This window comes from Candidatus Thiodiazotropha sp. CDECU1 (assembly GCF_963455295.1).
In the GTDB taxonomy this organism is placed as follows: Bacteria; Pseudomonadota; Gammaproteobacteria; order Chromatiales; family Chromatiaceae; genus Thiodiazotropha.
Map to the genome: position 1 here is coordinate 2,368,557 of NZ_OY734020.1, position 15,112 is coordinate 2,383,668.

The following is a 15,112-nucleotide window of genomic DNA, read 5'->3' on the forward strand; positions in this document are numbered from 1 at the left end:
TCCGCTACCAATCGCAATAGGGATGAGTGACCAGGCTTGCATTGTAGTAGCGGCTATCCGAGGAGACCTCCTCACCCGCCCATTCCGGCATCTGAAACGCCTCCTCCTCAGAGCCCAGTTCCACCTCGGCGACAATCAAGCCACGATTGGCCCCATCAAAGACATCCAGATCCCATACATGCTCACCGCACCTGACCTGATAACGTACCTTTTCGATCAATGCGCCGGCAACCAGGCCATTCAGGATCTCCTGTGCATCCTGCAGCGGTATGGGGTATTCAAACTCACTTCTGCTGATACCCTCGCTTCTCCCTTTGATGGTCAATCGAGCCTTATTATCCGCCACCCTGACGCGTACGCTGGCGTTGGGAACATTGGCCAGGTAACCCTGCTTCATGACCGACTCCCTGACAACACTATCACGCCATTTATCATTGATTACCAGATACTTACGCTCAATTTCTAAAGCCATATATCATTCACCTTGAAATCATCGACAGCGGGATCAGCCCTTCTCAAAGAGTGCGATAGACTCCACATGGGCGGTGTGCGGGAACATATCCATCACACCAGCACTCATCAGACGATAACCGAGATCATGTACCAGTATACCGGCATCCCGCGCCAGGGTTCCCGGATAACAGGAGACATAGACGATACGTTCAGCACCCAGCTTGGGCAGGTGCTCGAGTATCTCCACCGCACCACTCCGGGGTGGGTCAAGCAACACCTTATTGAACTGCTGCATGAGCCAGGGTTCATTATCCAATTCCCCGTAAAGATTAGCAGTAAAGAAGGTAACATTGTCGATGCCGTTGCGTAATGCATTCTCTCTGGCCCGGGTGACCAGCCCGCTATCACCCTCGACACCTGTGACATGCCCGGCAGAACGCGCCAACGGCAGGGTGAAGTTGCCAAGCCCGCAAAACAGATCCAACACCCGGTCTTCGGCCTGCAACCCGAGCAATGCGATCGCCCGCTTTATCATCTGGCGATTGATATCCGTATTCACCTGGGTAAAGTCATTCGGCAGAAAATCTAGTTGCAGATCAAAATCGGACAGGCCATAGCTGAGGGTTGTGGGTTCAAAATCCAATGGACGGATGGTCTCCGGTCCGCCTTCCTGGAGATAGACGGCTATCCGATGCTGCGGACCGAATATGGCAAGTTTCATAAGATCATCGTCAGAGGGCGCCGAGAGCATGCGAAAGATCAGAATGCACTCCTCATCACCCATGGCCATTTCGATCTGGGGGATTTGATCACGTATCGACAACTGATCGATCAGTGCACTCAGCTGGGGCAACAGCTCGCCGACCCGGGGATGCAGGATATGGCACTCATCGATATCGGCAACGAAGGAGGAGCCCCGTTCGCGAAATCCCACCAGGGTGCCACCCTTCTTCGGCACATAACGCACTCCCAAGCGGGCCTTGCGGCGATAGCCCCAGACCGACTCCCCAAGCAGCGGGGCGAGTATCTCATCAGGCGCCACCTTACCGATATGCTTCAAGGCATCCAGCATGGCCTGTTGCTTGCTCGCTACCTGGGCCTCCGGTTTTTGATGCTGCAGGCTGCAACCCCCACAAATACCGAATTGACTGCAACGGGGTTCGACTCGCTGTGATGAGGGCTGCATGACTTCCACCACCCTGCCCTCATCGTATTTGCGCTGCCGGCGGGTATAGAGGAAACGCACCCGTTCCCCAGGCAGCGAACCATACACAAAGGTCGCCTTTCCCTCTATGTGGGTCACACCTTTTCCATCTTGGGTCAAGGATTCGATCTCTGCTTCAACCGGCTCCGTTGGGAGTGGCTTACGTCTGCGTCTACGCCCCATTTCAGCTGCTGGGGAAAACGTCGGTGGAGAGGTAGCGGTCTCCCCTGTCGCAGATGATAGAAACAATTACCGCATTCTCCACCATGGTGGATAGTTTCAGTGCCGCGGCAACGGCTCCACCGGACGAGATGCCGGCGAAAATCCCCTCCTTGGCCGCCAACTGGCGTGTGATCTCTTCCGCATCCGTCTGAGATACATCGATAATGCGATCAACCTTGGAGGCATCGAAGATCTTTGGCAGATAGGCCTCAGGCCAACGGCGAATTCCAGGTATATTTGAACCCTCCATGGGCTGAACGCCAACGATTTCGATCGCTTCATTCTGCTGTTTGAGATAGGTTGAGGTACCCATTATCGTGCCTGTGGTGCCCATGGCACTGACGAAGTGAGTCACTTCACCATTGGTATCCCGCCAGATCTCGGGGCCGGTGCCCTCTATATGGGCCTGGGGATTATCCTGGTTGGAAAACTGATCCAGAATCAACCCCCTGCCGGCCGCCTCCAGCGCCCTTGCCTTGTCGATGGCAGCCTCCATACTGCCCTCCTTAGGGGTCAGCTCCAACTCAGCGCCGAATGCCCGCATCACTGCGCGCCGCTCCAGACTCATATGCTCCGGCATCACCAGGATCAACCGATAACCCTTGATTGCAGCCGCCATTGCCAGGGCAATCCCCGTGTTACCGCTGGTGGCTTCGATCAGGGTATCACCGGGCTTGATATCTCCGCGTGCCTCAGCATGACTGATCATGCTGACTGCAGGCCTATCCTTGACCGAACCGGCGGGATTATTCCCCTCCAGCTTTACCAGCAGGGTATTACTGCTTTCACCAGGCAGGCGCTGTAGTCTGACCAGGGGTGTATTACCGACAAATTCTTCAATGGTTTTGTATCTCATAACCGGGATTTTACCCTGATTCAACATCTGAACGCAGTACTGATTTCCCTCTTCATGGGATTGATGATCTATTATTATGGGGAATCCAGGATAGTAAGGGATCAGGGACAAACTAAAAAAACACCCACAGGAGGCAGAGATATGCAAACAGTGAATCAACTCTTACAACGAAAGGGGCATGGCGTAGAAACTATCGAACCCAATGCGTCAGTATTCGATGCCTTGAAATTGATGGCTGACAAAGGTATCGGTTCGCTGGTCGTTATAGAAAACGAAAAGGTCGCAGGGCTCTTTTCCGAGCGTGATTATGCCCGCAATATCATTCTCAAGGGCCGCACATCGAAAGAGACCCAGGTAAAGGAGATCATGACCAGCCAGGTTGTAGTGATCAACCCTAGACAGACCCCTGAAGAGTGCATGGCAATCATGACAGAAAAACGTATCCGTCACCTGCCGGTCATGCAGGATGACGAGCTTATCGGTATTATATCAATCGGCGATCTGGTGAAAGCGATTATCGAAGAACAGCAATTCGTCATCGAACAATTGGTTAGTTACATCAATGGATAACCAATCAACATAGTTTTTATAATCCCATCCTCCCTCAGGGAGTCGCAATACCCATCGCCGTAGAGAGACTCATGCTCAAGACAGTGCAATACAGCATCAACATTGAGCAGCTTCTCACTGTTCCCGCAAAAAAAGTAACGGCACAAGCGGTGAATCCAGTTGGATACGAGATTTATGAGTATGACGGCTTACGCTGGATCCGCTTTGCTGACGGTTCGATTCAATCAGTAATGCTGCTGGATGAGCCTGCTTACCCGCTACTAAGCTACATTCAAGGGCTGATTTGTTCACTCCTGTTTTCCCAGCGACCAAATAAACTCCTCAACCTGGGTTTGGGTTCAGGATCGATTGAAAGATTTATTTTGTCGCAATTTGCCGAGATGGAGTTGGTTTCAGTCGAGATAGACGCCAAATTGATTGAGCTCACCAAACAACATTTCCACATACCCTCAAGCCACAGGGTCATGCAGATGCCGGCGCAGCACTATCTCGAGGTCAATCAGCAAAATTTTGACATATTGATATCCGACGTCTATCCCGGTCAGGAAAGTGCCAGCTCTTATCTCTCCGCAGATTTTATAATGCATGCAGCTCGTGGGTTAAATAAACAGGGTGTGTTTGCTGTCAATCTGCTGCCAAGATCAAAATCAGAAGTGGTTGAGGTGCTAGTCAGGATGCGTAAGACTTTTCCATGGATCTTGATATATGACGTGCCAGATATGAGTAACATGATCCTGTTTTGCAGCCTATCGCGCCCCCCGACCCTGGCCACTTTGAAACAACGCGCCACGCATTTGCGCAACTCGACAGGCCTAGTGGGCCAAGCGGGAAGTTCTGTAACTCTCAGCCAGTCCACAAGCCAAGGTGACAAGGCGTGCGAGCGCAGGACTGGCCGTAGCCAATTCAAGTGAGCACAACACGGTCAGCTTGGCTTGTGGGCTGGCCCATGGGGAGCCCCGCAAAGGGATCAATTCAGCGTTGCGCTTCTTGGAAAGGGCCTGCCATTCCCCGCGAAGCGCGCCTTGCCTTGATCCCTTTGCGGGGCTCTGAGAATTACAGAACTTCCCGCTTGGCCCACTAGACCTGGCGCCTATCTGCACAGAGCTGATAGAGATACCGGTAAAAGATCAATAAACCATCAAATGACAATCCAGGCCATCTCCTGTTGCGCGCATGCCGTATGTAAAAAACAATCACATTGGCGTAAATTATGCGGTAATTCGCGTTCATTTGCGGTTAAATCATTTTCTTCGCTTTTGATATGAGTAAACACAAGAAATGAAACTGATAGAGGTTATCGCGAAAGCCAGCAGCCAACCGACGATTTCCATTATTGCGGAGAAGTACAAGGCAAGGGATTTCAGGCTTGGGCAGGAGGGAGAGGATGGCAGGCAACCGATACGTATGCTGGTCACTGATGAGAACGTGCAACCCGTTCTCGACGCACTGCAGAACATTCTTGGCGCTCAATCAACCGCCCGCATCATCGTATTTCCCGTTGATGCCACCCTGCCCAGGGCAAGGACCGACCAGGAGAGAGAGGAAGACTCCGCCACTTCGACGCGGGAAGCCATGTATGCTGCAGTTGATAAAAATGCCCGCCTTGACACTAACTTTGTCATTCTCGTCATCCTATCCACCATAGTCGCGGCAATCGGCCTGGTGAAAGACAATGTTGCGGTGATCATCGGCGCAATGGTCATTGCCCCCCTATTGGGTCCCAATCTTGCTTTTGGTTTGGGCACTGCATTGGGGGATGTTCACCTGATGAAGAACTCCCTCAAATCCTTACTCACAGGTACCGTTATCGCTATCGGTTTTTCCTTTGTCATTGGGGTACTTTGGCCCTTTGGCCTGGGCAGCCCTGAACTACTCGCACGTACAGAGGTCGGCATGGACTCACTCGCCCTTGCCCTTGCCTCGGGAGCAGCCGCGGCACTCTCACTCACCACCGGGCTTCCGAGTGTATTGGTCGGTGTCATGGTGGCGGTCGCCCTGCTACCGCCAGCCGCTGCGGTTGGCCTGACCCTGGGTCACTGGCGAGCGGACTTGGCGATGGGAGCGGCGCTCTTACTCGTGGCCAATATCGTGTGCGTCAATCTGGCTGCCAAACTGGTATTTTTGGTCAAGGGAATCCAGCCCCGCACCTGGGCCGAAAAGACCAAGGCCAAGCGGGCCATGAGAATCTACATTGCAGTTTGGATTGCTACCTTGGTTCTGGTAGTCCTGGCAATTGTGATGCGCACACAACTCACTAACTGATCAAATGACAAATCTAGTCATCAGTCATAGTACGGCATAGCGCCTTCATCTCTTTTACCGCACGATCCAGACCAAAGAAAAGTGCACGACAAATGATGGCATGTCCAATATTCAGCTCTGTTATGCCAGCGATGTCCACCACGGCTTTGACATTGTGATAATCAAGCCCATGACCGGCATTAACCTGTAATCCAAGGCTGTTTCCATATTCTACAGCTTTGATAATCCGTTCCAGTTCGGCGCGTCTGGCTCGGTCCGATACCGCATCGGCATAGTGGCCAGTATGTATTTCAACCACAGGCGCACCGGTCTCCCTGGCGGCCTCTAACTGCTTGTGATCAGCATCGATAAAGAGTGATACCCGGATGCCGGCATCATCGAGTTCACCGCAATAGTCGGTCATATAGTCAAGATTGCCGGCCACATCCAAACCACCCTCTGTGGTCAACTCTTCACGCTTTTCCGGCACCAAACAGCAATCATGAGGGCTGAATCGAGTCGCGATGGCGGCCATCTCCGATGTTGCAGCCATCTCAAGATTCATCCGAGTTTGTAGCATATCGTTTAAAATCTCCACATCCCTATCCTGGATATGTCTGCGATCCTCCCGTAAATGCAGGGTGATGGCATCTGCACCTGCCTGCTCAGCAACCAGTGCCGCTTGGACAGGTTCCGGATAGCGGGTCCCGCGGGCCTGGCGCAAGGTCGCAACATGATCGATATTGACACCCAGTAAAATCTCGTCTTTGTTCATCTCAGTTAGAACCTTCATCTAGAGGTCTTAAGGTAATCCAGGGCTATTTCAAGGATTGAAATAGTTCTCTGCTTTTAAGGGGCCTGTCCCCCAGATAATAGCTGATGACCCGTCGCATCAACTGTTTTGCTTCTGCCTTCCCCTGCTCATCCAGCCGCTCACCACGATGCAGACAAATCAGTGTCCGCCCATGAATTCCAGCATCTGATTCAGCGCCACCTTGGGCCAACACAGGGCCATGTTCTATATGATAATCATAGGTCTGCTCCGACTCTATCGGTTGATCCGTATCTGCGGTGCGATCCAACAACATGCCATAGCCCAATTCCTTTATGAGACAGACCTCGAAATCACGTAAACATTGATCGGGTGACTCCCCGGAGGCAAGTCTGTCTAGTGTATATTGATAATTGACATACAGGGTTGGATTGGGGTCCCCTCGCTGCAATAGTCGGGTTAATAGCTCATTCAGGTAGATACCGCAATAGATCCTCTCTCCCTGCAATCGATAAGGGCGACCATCCGGCTCTACCTGGGTAAGGCTCTTGACCTCACCCCTACCACTCAATGAAACCCGCAACGGGGAGAATGGTTGCAATAACATCGCACGTGTGGAACGACCGGATTTGGCACCGCGGGCTATCGCCGGCAACCTCCCCTGATCGGCGAGATAGAGCTCTAATAACAGGCTGGTATTACGATAGTCTCTCCGATGTATGACAAATGCCGGTCTCAATTCATTCATCAAGACCCTACTGAGTTTCACCGTAACCTAAACGAACTAATGCTGCCTCATCGCTGGACCAACTCTTTTTCACCTTCACCCAGAGTTCCAAGTGAACCTTGCATGCGAAGAACTGCTGCATCGCCTTTCTCGCCTGGACAGCCACTTCCTTGAGGGCCTGCCCATCTTTACCGATGAGGATTCCCTTCTGCCCGGACTTTTCAACCCAGATCACCGCATTGATTCGATACAGCCCTGACAGCTCCTCAAAACGTTCGATTTCAACTGACACCACGTAGGGCAGTTCCTTGGCATATCTCCTGGTAATCTGTTCCCGTATCATCTCAGCCGCGAAGAATTTTTCGGGTCTGTCGGTCAACTGGTCTTCTGGATAGAAGTTATCAGCTTCCGGCAGTGCCCGCAGCACCAATTCTTGCAGTGTATCCAGATTTCTGCCATTTTTAGCCGACACCGGAACAATGTCAACAAAGGAATGTCGCTCAGCCATGTCAGAGAGATAGGGCAATAAGCGTTCTTTCTGTTTGATACGATCGACCTTGTTGACAGCGATTATGGTTGGGGTTTCGATCTGTTTTATCAAGGCCAACACCTTTTCATCCTCACTGGTCCAACTCAACGCCTCGACCACGAAAATCAGTAGATCCACATCCACCAGCGCAGTTTTGGCGGTGCGGTTGAGATAGCGGTTCATGGCATTGTCACTGCGCGCATGGATGCCTGGTGTATCCACATAGATCACCTGCCCTGCAGGGAGGGTGTTGATGCCCAGGATCGTATGTCGAGTGGTTTGCGCCTTGTGCGAAGTAATGGCCAGTCTGATGCCCAGGAGGCGATTCAGAAGCGTCGACTTGCCAACATTGGGCCTACCGACGATTGCAGCATATCCACAATGGTTTTTAGATTTACTCATCTTTCAAATGCGCCAGCATTCTCGACGCGGCATCCTGCTCGGCTTTTCTCCTACTGGAACCTTGCCCGGTAGTTTTCTTTCCCAAGCCGGTCACGACACAGTCGACGGTAAAGAGTTGGTTATGGGGGTCACCATTGATATTCACTATCTCATATCCAGGCAAATCAACCTTTTTCCCCTGTAGATACTCCTGCAACTCAGTCTTGGGGTCCTTGCGATGATGCTCCAGGTTCATCTTCCCAAAACGTGGCTGGAAAATTGTCTCTATCACCTCGCGACAGGCCTCGTAACCCCCATCGAGGTAGATCGAGGCGAAGATCGCCTCTACACCGTCTGCCAGAATCGAGTCTCTGCTTTGTCCGCCGCTACGCAGTTCACCCTGCCCCAAATGCAGGTAGTCGCCAAGCTTGAAGTCACGCGCCACCTCGGCCAGGGTGTCGCGTTTGACCAGGCTTGAACGCAATCTGCTCAACTGGCCTTCGGTTGCATCGCGAAAATGGTTGTACAGTTCGTCGGCAATAATAAAGCCCAGAATCGCATCGCCGAGATATTCCAAACGCTCGTTGTTTTTTCCGCCGGCACTGCGGTGAGTCAGTGCCTGTTCTAGCAATTGTGGATCTTTGAAACGGTAACCCAGTTCTCGACACAGCTTATTGACATCAGCTTTCAATTGGCGCTTAGCTCAACAGATTCTGCAAAGGTCATTACCACAGCGAGGTTAAACGCAATGTGGCGACGCTCCTCGTAAGCGACGTTAATTTTAGTTGTCTTACCAGCGCGTTCTATCTTTATGTGATCCCGGTTGACATGACGGATATTGTTTATATAGAGCCTTTTGGTAATCATATCGCGAATGTCCCGTTTCGATTTACGCGCGGCTAAAGGCTCGTTTTTCACCGTTTGGAGGGTTGATTTAATCGCATAGTGATCGATGTAGACAGGTGCGATCTTGATCCCGACATAGACTAAAAAACCCGCTACGATCAGGATCACCAGTATGCTGATAGCAGTGAGTCCTTTTTGTTTCTGTAGTGATTGCATTCGAGGTACCTCGATAATTCATGAATAATTCGCACAAATAGCTGATATCACACTATTCAGCAAGTTGATTTAAAAAATGACTATTCAATACCTTTTCCAATACGTTCCCATGCAATTGGTGGGAATGCATCAATTTCCGAGTCCCAGTTCATCCAAATACCGAAGGCCTTACCCACAAGATTCTCATCAGGTACCAGCCCCCAACAGCGACTGTCGTTACTGTTGTCCCGATTATCTCCCATTACGAAATAGTGACCTTCAGGAATCGTTATCGGGCCCTGGCTCAAGACCCGGCACCCCATGGGCAGGTCTGGCGCGAGTGGATTGATCAGCACCGAGTGATCAGTCCCATCAAGATCTTCCACGGCCATGATAGCGCCGGTCATGCGTACGCCGCTACCAACACCCGTATAACGACCAACAGGTGTTTGAGACATGGTCTTGCCATTCACATACAGGACCTTGTTTCGGTAATGGATGGTATCTCCAGGCACAGCGATCACACGCTTGATATAGTCCACCCAAGGCTGCTTCGGGTAGCGGAAGACAACCGGATCACCCCGTTGCGGATCGCCAAGTTCTATAATTTTCTTGTTCAGCACGGGCAAGCGGATACCATAGCTGAATTTATTCACCAGAATAAAATCACCGACCAGCAGTGTCGGCATCATTGACCCCGAAGGAATACGAAACGGTTCCACCAGAAATGAGCGGAGTATCAATACGGCGAATATCACAGGAAAGAAAGAACGAGAGTACTCAACTATCAGAGGCTCTTTTCTGACAGTTGGCACTTCATCTGTGTCCACACCTTGATCAGTCGCCAAGCGACGGCGCTTCGGTGCCAAAAAGATGCTGTCCAATAACCAAATGCCACCTGTCAGGGCACTGGCGACAACAAGAAATGTAGGAAAATCAAAATTCATTTTTTGTTGAATCCTCTCCTGAAGAGCTAATTATCCTTACCTACCTGCAGCACAGCAAGAAAGGCATCTTGTGGTATTTCGACCTTGCCAACCTGTTTCATGCGCTTTTTCCCCGCTTTCTGTTTCTCAAGCAGTTTGCGCTTACGTGTAATATCGCCCCCATAACATTTGGCTGTTACATTCTTGCGTAGCGCCTTGACCGTGGTACGTGCGATGATCTTATTGCCGATTGCCGCCTGGATAGCAACTTCAAACATCTGTCGCGGAATAATCTCTTTCATTTTCGATGTCAGCTCACGGCCGCGTCCCTGAGCCTGATCTTTATGTACGATCAAAGAGAGGGCATCCACCCGTTCGCCATTAATCAGCACATCCAGCTTCACCAGTGGGGCCGCCTGAAAATGGGTGAATTCATATTCAAACGATGCATACCCCCGGCTGACCGACTTGAGTCGGTCGAAGAAATCCAGCACCACCTCATTCATCGGCAATTCGTAACTCAACTGAACCTGACCTGCAAGATACTGCATATTCTTCTGCGCACCACGCTTTTCAATACAAAGTGTGATCACATTGCCCAAATAGTCCTGGGGCACCAAAATCGTTGCAATGATCACGGGTTCGCGAACCTCTGCAATCATGCTCGGATCGGGTAAAGCGGCAGGATTCTCGATATGAATCAGTTCATCATTGTTTTTCAACACCTCGTACACCACTGAAGGTGCGGTGGTGATCAGATCGAGATCATATTCCCGTTCCAGACGCTCCTGGACTATCTCCATATGCAGCATGCCGAGGAATCCACAGCGGAAGCCAAATCCCAAGGCCTGTGAGGTCTCCGGCTCATAGTGCAACGCAGCATCATTGAGGCGCAGCTTCTGCAGGGCATCCCGCAAGGACTCATAATCATCTGAGCTGACAGGATAGAGACCGGAGAAAACCCGAGGGTGCATCTCCTCGAAGCCAGGCAATGGAGCCGCTGCCTGGCGATTTTCGAGGGTGATGGTATCACCGACGGGGGCACCATCGACCTCCTTGATGCCCGCAATGACAAATCCTACCTCGCCGCTTCCAAGTTGTGCCTTGGCGAGTTGCTTTGGTGTGAACACACCCACCTTTTCCACCTGGAAAACCCGCCCTGTGGACATGATGCGCATCTTGTCCTTCGGCCTGATCACGCCATTCATGACACGAATAAGCGAGATCACACCCACATAGGAGTCGAACCAGGAATCGATGATCAGGGCCTGCAAAGGTGCCTCTGCATCACCGGAGGGGGGTGGGATGGTCGCTACCAGCTGCTCTAGCAGTTGATCGATGCCAAGGCCGGTTTTGGCGCTGACCCGAATCGCATTTTCTGCATCCAGCCCGATAATCTCCTCGATCTCGTTGATAACCCGCTCGGGTTCCGCAGAAGGCAGATCGATCTTGTTCAGCACGGGCAGCACTTCCAATCCCTGCTCGATGGCGGTATAGCAGTTGGCAACACTTTGCGCTTCCACGCCCTGAGCGACGTCAACCACCAGTAACGCCCCCTCGCAGGCAGAGAGGGAACGGGATACTTCATAGGAGAAATCCACGTGGCCAGGGGTATCGATAAAATTCAGCTGATAGGTCTCACCATTTTCAGCCCGATAATCGAGGGTTACGCTCTGGGCCTTTATGGTGATGCCCCGTTCACGCTCCAGGTCCATGGAGTCACACACCTGATCCGCCATTTCCCGATCAGCCAATCCCCCGCACGTCTGGATAAATCGATCCGCAATGGTCGATTTTCCATGATCGATGTGGGCAATGATCGAGAAATTACGAATGTGTTGCAAATCAGCCATAGCGCCCTGAATATCTTATCGAAAAATAGAAACGCCCCTTCTCGGGGCGTTTCAATCGTTGCTTGATGCCGCAAACGGGCAATGATAGCAAATCAAGCGCCCTGCAAATAGCTTAGAAGTGTCGCCTGATCGAGAAAATACTCACTCAGACACCTTCCCTGGTGATCTTCCAGCAAGGGTATCCGGGTGTGATACTTCTCCCGTATGGCGGGATAGCGGTCGATGTCGACCTCGATAAGCTCAAACCTCCACTCCGTTTGCAACCGCTCTAGTTCCTGCAGCATGTCATCGCAGAGATGGCAGCCCTCTCTGTAGTAGAAGCGAAGTGAGCTCACTCTTCAGGAACGCGCAACGCCAGAAAGATCGGCCCGGTGTTGCGATGCACCAGTAAAGGTACTGTTTTATCCGCAGGTAACTCCTTGACCAGTCTATTAAAATGTTCTACACCCTCAATCTCTTGCTTGTTAATCATCATGATGATGTCACCCTGCTGAATACCGGCTTCCCGGGCAGCCTGTCCGGTGACCGATTCGACCACCACACCCCGCTGATTGGATAGACGCAGCTGCTTTCGCAGTTGAGGACTGACCGATGAGACCATCAGTCCGAGGCGGTTTTCCGAGACCTTCGGCGCCTGGTTGCTGGCCAACTCCATCTCCTCTTCCGCCGGCAGTTCTCCAATATTGACCTTGATCTCCTTGGTTTTACCGTTGCGCAGAATCTTCAACGATGCCGGCTTATCCACATTACTACTGCCTACCAACGGCGGCAGCTCCGAAGAAGTGGCAATCCGGGTTCCGTTGAACTCCAGAATCACGTCGCCTACCTGTAATCCCGCCCGTTCGGAAGGACTGTCAGGCAATACCCGTGCAATCAATGCGCCTCGAGGGTGCTGCATACCAAATCCATCGGCTAGATCGTTGGTCACATCCTGGATCAATACCCCAAGCCAACCACGGGTGACACGCCCCCGGGTCTTGAGTTGTTCGGCAACATCGATTGCCATTTCAATGGGGATGGCGAATGAGAGTCCCATAAAGCCGCCCGAACGGCTGTATATTTGCGAGTTGATACCAACCACCTTGCCATCGAGATTGAACAGAGGCCCCCCGGAATTACCTGGATTGATAGCCACATCGGTCTGGATGAAAGGCACATAGTTCTCACTTGGAAGATTGCGTCCCTTGGCGCTCACTATCCCTGCGGTGACCGAATGATCGAAACCAAAGGGCGATCCGATGGCCAATACCCATTCACCCACCCTAAGCTGTTTGGAATCCCCTATTTCCACCACCGGAAGATTCTCAGCATCGATCTTTATCAGGGCAATATCGCTACGCTCGTCTTTGCCGATCACCTCGGCGACAAACTCTCTGCGGTCATTCATGCGCACCAGGATCTGGTCCGCCGCATCCACAACATGGTTGTTGGTAAGAATATAGCCATCATCAGAAATGATGAATCCGGAGCCCAACGAGCGCTTTTCCGGCCCCTCATCAGGCATTTGAAAACCATGGTTTCCAAAAAACTTCTTCATCAGTTCTCCCAACGGACTGCCCTCGGGAAGATCTTCCAGTTCGGGAATATTGAAACGTTGCAGATTACGGCTCATGGCCTTCTGCTTGGTACTGATATTCACCACAGAGGGTGCGTTCTCTTCTGCCAAATCTGCAAAGTTCGGCAGCTCTCTGGCCTGAACAGGCAGAGTAAGGATGAGTCCCAGCATCACTACCGTAAAGATGCGTACGGGGATATTAATTAGTCTCATGCTACAGCTCCTGGAAGAAACTCAATGAAAGTGCACCGATATCAGTTACGAAAAACTTCGGTTGTTTGCAGATGGGCGATTAACCGACATACTCCCGGGAAAAATCCACACTGGCAGTGTCAGCCGAACGCAATATGACTGCTTGATAACCTGGTTGATCCTGATTCTGTCCGGCAAACAACCTAAGCAGAAAAAATCCGCTAATCAGGCCCAATAGACCACCGACGACTTGCGGGAGTTCCCCTGTCAGCCACATAAAATGTGTTGCCACTGCCTGCATCAGTATCGCCATAACGATCATACATACGAGCGGTAACAGATAGACTAGAAATGAGATTTTCAGAAATACGTTCTCCTCCACCCCGATAATGACACGCGCACCGGGTTTGGCATGAATGGGGTTGGAGACTCGCAATCGATTGTGTCGGCGTTTGAACAGGCCGCTGAGAACGGAGGTGCTACAGCTGCTGGCACTGGCGCAGGCACCGCAGGCTGCACGTTGTTGTGTCTCTACTACTGCATAGCCATCATCAACACTGATGACAGTGGCAGGTTCTTCAATCATCGGCCTGCTTGAGCTGCATACCTTGTACAATGCCTAGAATAGTCACTGCAGGCACCTCCCCCACGGCCGTCACCTGGTAGCCATCAACCTGGCCACCCCAGGCGTTGATGGCGCCAAGGCGTGATACCCCGCTGAATGCCTCTTCCCTGGTTTCCGGTTCCACAAACACCGAGAGTGAACTCAGGCCGTCGCTGAACACATACTGGTCGATGGGATCGCTACCCTGAATATCTGTCAGTTGATGCTGCAGGCTGAGTCTGAAACCGCTGGGTAAGCCGATGAATTTCCACTTGCTGGGGTTCAACAGGGGGATTTTATTTGTCTCATCGGGGTGGCTTTTCAATCGGTAGGTAAACAGCGACTCCCGGTTATGGAGTTCACTGATTTCCGCAACACCTATCTGCAGTTCGGTGAACATTGTCTGTTCGACCAACTCCCCTTGTTCGTTCAGCAGATCGGATTTCAGTGGCAGACCACTATCGGTATCGAGAGCGAAACGGTAGCCATAACGAAGACGGTCATTGGGTACGATCAACACCACCTGGGCCTCCCGGTTGGCTATCCTGGTCTTGCCCATATTCTGAAAACTGTAGTGTTTATCGAGCTGGTCGAGGTCCTGCGGCAGGATATTCAGGAATTTGCTGCTCGGGGTTCGCCTATCGACTGAAATCTCATTGGAATCTGGTAATACGCAGGTCACTGACTCCTCATCACGAATCACCTCGCGAGGCGTACCATTCAGGGACATCAGGCTCTCTCTCACACGATCGCCCTGCACCGCATGCGCGATTTTCATACTCTCGAGCTGGTTGTCGTGCAGATAGACGAAGGTGCCCTGATAGTTGAGTTTCTGAACCGCGTCCATCATGCGTTCGAGCCACTCCTTCGGCGAAGGGTCATCAGCGGCAGCTACGGCGTGGGAAATTGCCAGAAAGAGGCAGAAGACCATACAGGTCTGACCAAGGCGAAGATTAATCACAGCCACAGAACTCATTCCGTATGCT

The 15,112-nt window shown here is 51.7% G+C and carries 17 protein-coding genes; 3 read left to right on the forward strand and 14 right to left on the reverse strand.

Annotated features, from left to right (window positions below):
• Positions 1–4 precede the first annotated feature (4 nt).
• From R2K28_RS10740 to cysM, 3 genes are read right to left on the reverse strand one after another with little or no spacing between them, the layout of a single operon-like run.
• Positions 5–472 (reverse strand): CYTH domain-containing protein, encoded by a 468-nt coding sequence (locus R2K28_RS10740; protein ID WP_316364316.1) that lies wholly within the window; start codon positions 470–472, stop codon positions 5–7.
• A 33-nt stretch (positions 473–505) separates the two neighbouring features.
• Positions 506–1,840: a 23S rRNA (uracil(1939)-C(5))-methyltransferase RlmD gene (gene rlmD, locus R2K28_RS10745; RefSeq protein ID WP_316364317.1), complete on the reverse strand. Its 1,335-nt coding sequence runs from the start codon at positions 1,838–1,840 to the stop codon at positions 506–508.
• A gap of 1 nt (position 1,841) precedes the next feature.
• A complete protein-coding gene (gene cysM, locus R2K28_RS10750) occupies positions 1,842–2,735 on the reverse strand; it encodes a cysteine synthase CysM (RefSeq protein WP_316364318.1) in 894 nt (297 codons plus the stop codon).
• Positions 2,736–2,876: 141 nt separating this feature from the next.
• Here cysM and R2K28_RS10755 point away from each other — a divergent pair, with 141 nt between their 5' ends.
• The 3 genes from R2K28_RS10755 (at position 2,877) to R2K28_RS10765 (ending at position 5,567) form a co-directional block, all read left to right on the forward strand.
• Positions 2,877–3,305 carry a CBS domain-containing protein gene (locus R2K28_RS10755; RefSeq protein ID WP_316364319.1) on the forward strand — a complete coding sequence of 143 codons (429 nt, stop codon included), beginning with the start codon at positions 2,877–2,879 and terminating at the stop codon, positions 3,303–3,305.
• A 71-nt stretch (positions 3,306–3,376) separates the two neighbouring features.
• Entirely contained in the window at positions 3,377–4,216 is an 840-nt protein-coding gene (locus R2K28_RS10760; protein WP_316364320.1) for a methyltransferase, read from the forward strand.
• 367 nt (positions 4,217–4,583) lie between these two features.
• On the forward strand, positions 4,584–5,567 hold the full coding sequence (locus R2K28_RS10765) for a TIGR00341 family protein (protein ID WP_316364321.1): 984 nt from the start codon (positions 4,584–4,586) through the stop codon (positions 5,565–5,567).
• Positions 5,568–5,580: 13 nt separating this feature from the next.
• Here the strand turns inward: R2K28_RS10765 and pdxJ are convergent, their stop codons facing one another.
• The 11 genes from pdxJ to R2K28_RS10820 all read right to left on the reverse strand — a co-directional run bounded on the left by pdxJ (position 5,581) and on the right by R2K28_RS10820 (position 15,102).
• Positions 5,581–6,321 (reverse strand): pyridoxine 5'-phosphate synthase, encoded by a 741-nt coding sequence (pdxJ, locus tag R2K28_RS10770; protein ID WP_316369719.1) that lies wholly within the window; start codon positions 6,319–6,321, stop codon positions 5,581–5,583.
• A 43-nt stretch (positions 6,322–6,364) separates the two neighbouring features.
• Positions 6,365–7,066: a DNA repair protein RecO gene (recO, locus tag R2K28_RS10775; protein ID WP_316364322.1), complete on the reverse strand. Its 702-nt coding sequence runs from the start codon at positions 7,064–7,066 to the stop codon at positions 6,365–6,367.
• A 7-nt stretch (positions 7,067–7,073) separates the two neighbouring features.
• Positions 7,074–7,976: a GTPase Era gene (gene era, locus R2K28_RS10780; protein ID WP_316364323.1), complete on the reverse strand. Its 903-nt coding sequence runs from the start codon at positions 7,974–7,976 to the stop codon at positions 7,074–7,076.
• Entirely contained in the window at positions 7,969–8,646 is a 678-nt protein-coding gene (gene rnc, locus R2K28_RS10785) for a ribonuclease III (RefSeq protein ID WP_316364324.1), read from the reverse strand. The genes era and rnc overlap by 8 nt, the downstream gene beginning before the upstream one ends.
• A complete protein-coding gene (locus R2K28_RS10790; protein WP_316364327.1) occupies positions 8,643–9,017 on the reverse strand; it encodes a DUF4845 domain-containing protein in 375 nt (124 codons plus the stop codon). The genes rnc and R2K28_RS10790 overlap by 4 nt, the downstream gene beginning before the upstream one ends.
• An 80-nt stretch (positions 9,018–9,097) precedes the next feature.
• Positions 9,098–9,943 carry a signal peptidase I gene (gene lepB / locus R2K28_RS10795; protein ID WP_116444380.1) on the reverse strand — a complete coding sequence of 282 codons (846 nt, stop codon included), beginning with the start codon at positions 9,941–9,943 and terminating at the stop codon, positions 9,098–9,100.
• A gap of 26 nt (positions 9,944–9,969) precedes the next feature.
• On the reverse strand, positions 9,970–11,775 hold the full coding sequence (gene lepA, locus R2K28_RS10800; RefSeq protein WP_316364329.1) for a translation elongation factor 4: 1,806 nt from the start codon (positions 11,773–11,775) through the stop codon (positions 9,970–9,972).
• 92 nt (positions 11,776–11,867) lie between these two features.
• On the reverse strand, positions 11,868–12,110 hold the full coding sequence (locus tag R2K28_RS10805; protein ID WP_316364330.1) for a glutaredoxin family protein: 243 nt from the start codon (positions 12,108–12,110) through the stop codon (positions 11,868–11,870).
• On the reverse strand, positions 12,107–13,543 hold the full coding sequence (locus R2K28_RS10810; RefSeq protein WP_316364331.1) for a DegQ family serine endoprotease: 1,437 nt from the start codon (positions 13,541–13,543) through the stop codon (positions 12,107–12,109). The genes R2K28_RS10805 and R2K28_RS10810 overlap by 4 nt, the downstream gene beginning before the upstream one ends.
• A 79-nt stretch (positions 13,544–13,622) precedes the next feature.
• Positions 13,623–14,108, reverse strand: coding sequence for a SoxR reducing system RseC family protein (locus tag R2K28_RS10815; protein ID WP_316364332.1), 486 nt, complete (start codon positions 14,106–14,108; stop codon positions 13,623–13,625).
• A complete protein-coding gene (locus tag R2K28_RS10820) occupies positions 14,101–15,102 on the reverse strand; it encodes a MucB/RseB C-terminal domain-containing protein (protein ID WP_316364333.1) in 1,002 nt (333 codons plus the stop codon). Before R2K28_RS10820 ends, R2K28_RS10815 begins: the two co-directional genes overlap by 8 nt.
• Positions 15,103–15,112: the final 10 nt, after the last annotated feature.

Coding starts and splice junctions, on each gene's coding strand:
- R2K28_RS10740 (WP_316364316.1), bottom strand. CDS start 472: ATGGCTTTAGAAATTGAGCGTAAGTATCTGGTAATCAATGATAAATGG.
- rlmD (WP_316364317.1), bottom strand. CDS start 1,840: ATGGGGCGTAGACGCAGACGTAAGCCACTCCCAACGGAGCCGGTTGAA.
- cysM (WP_316364318.1), bottom strand. CDS start 2,735: ATGAGATACAAAACCATTGAAGAATTTGTCGGTAATACACCCCTGGTC.
- R2K28_RS10755 (WP_316364319.1), top strand. CDS start 2,877: ATGCAAACAGTGAATCAACTCTTACAACGAAAGGGGCATGGCGTAGAA.
- R2K28_RS10760 (WP_316364320.1), top strand. CDS start 3,377: ATGCTCAAGACAGTGCAATACAGCATCAACATTGAGCAGCTTCTCACT.
- R2K28_RS10765 (WP_316364321.1), top strand. CDS start 4,584: ATGAAACTGATAGAGGTTATCGCGAAAGCCAGCAGCCAACCGACGATT.
- pdxJ (WP_316369719.1), bottom strand. CDS start 6,321: ATGAACAAAGACGAGATTTTACTGGGTGTCAATATCGATCATGTTGCG.
- recO (WP_316364322.1), bottom strand. CDS start 7,066: ATGAATGAATTGAGACCGGCATTTGTCATACATCGGAGAGACTATCGT.
- era (WP_316364323.1), bottom strand. CDS start 7,976: ATGAGTAAATCTAAAAACCATTGTGGATATGCTGCAATCGTCGGTAGG.
- R2K28_RS10790 (WP_316364327.1), bottom strand. CDS start 9,017: ATGCAATCACTACAGAAACAAAAAGGACTCACTGCTATCAGCATACTG.
- lepB (WP_116444380.1), bottom strand. CDS start 9,943: ATGAATTTTGATTTTCCTACATTTCTTGTTGTCGCCAGTGCCCTGACA.
- lepA (WP_316364329.1), bottom strand. CDS start 11,775: ATGGCTGATTTGCAACACATTCGTAATTTCTCGATCATTGCCCACATC.
- R2K28_RS10810 (WP_316364331.1), bottom strand. CDS start 13,543: ATGAGACTAATTAATATCCCCGTACGCATCTTTACGGTAGTGATGCTG.
- R2K28_RS10815 (WP_316364332.1), bottom strand. CDS start 14,108: ATGATTGAAGAACCTGCCACTGTCATCAGTGTTGATGATGGCTATGCA.
- R2K28_RS10820 (WP_316364333.1), bottom strand. CDS start 15,102: ATGAGTTCTGTGGCTGTGATTAATCTTCGCCTTGGTCAGACCTGTATG.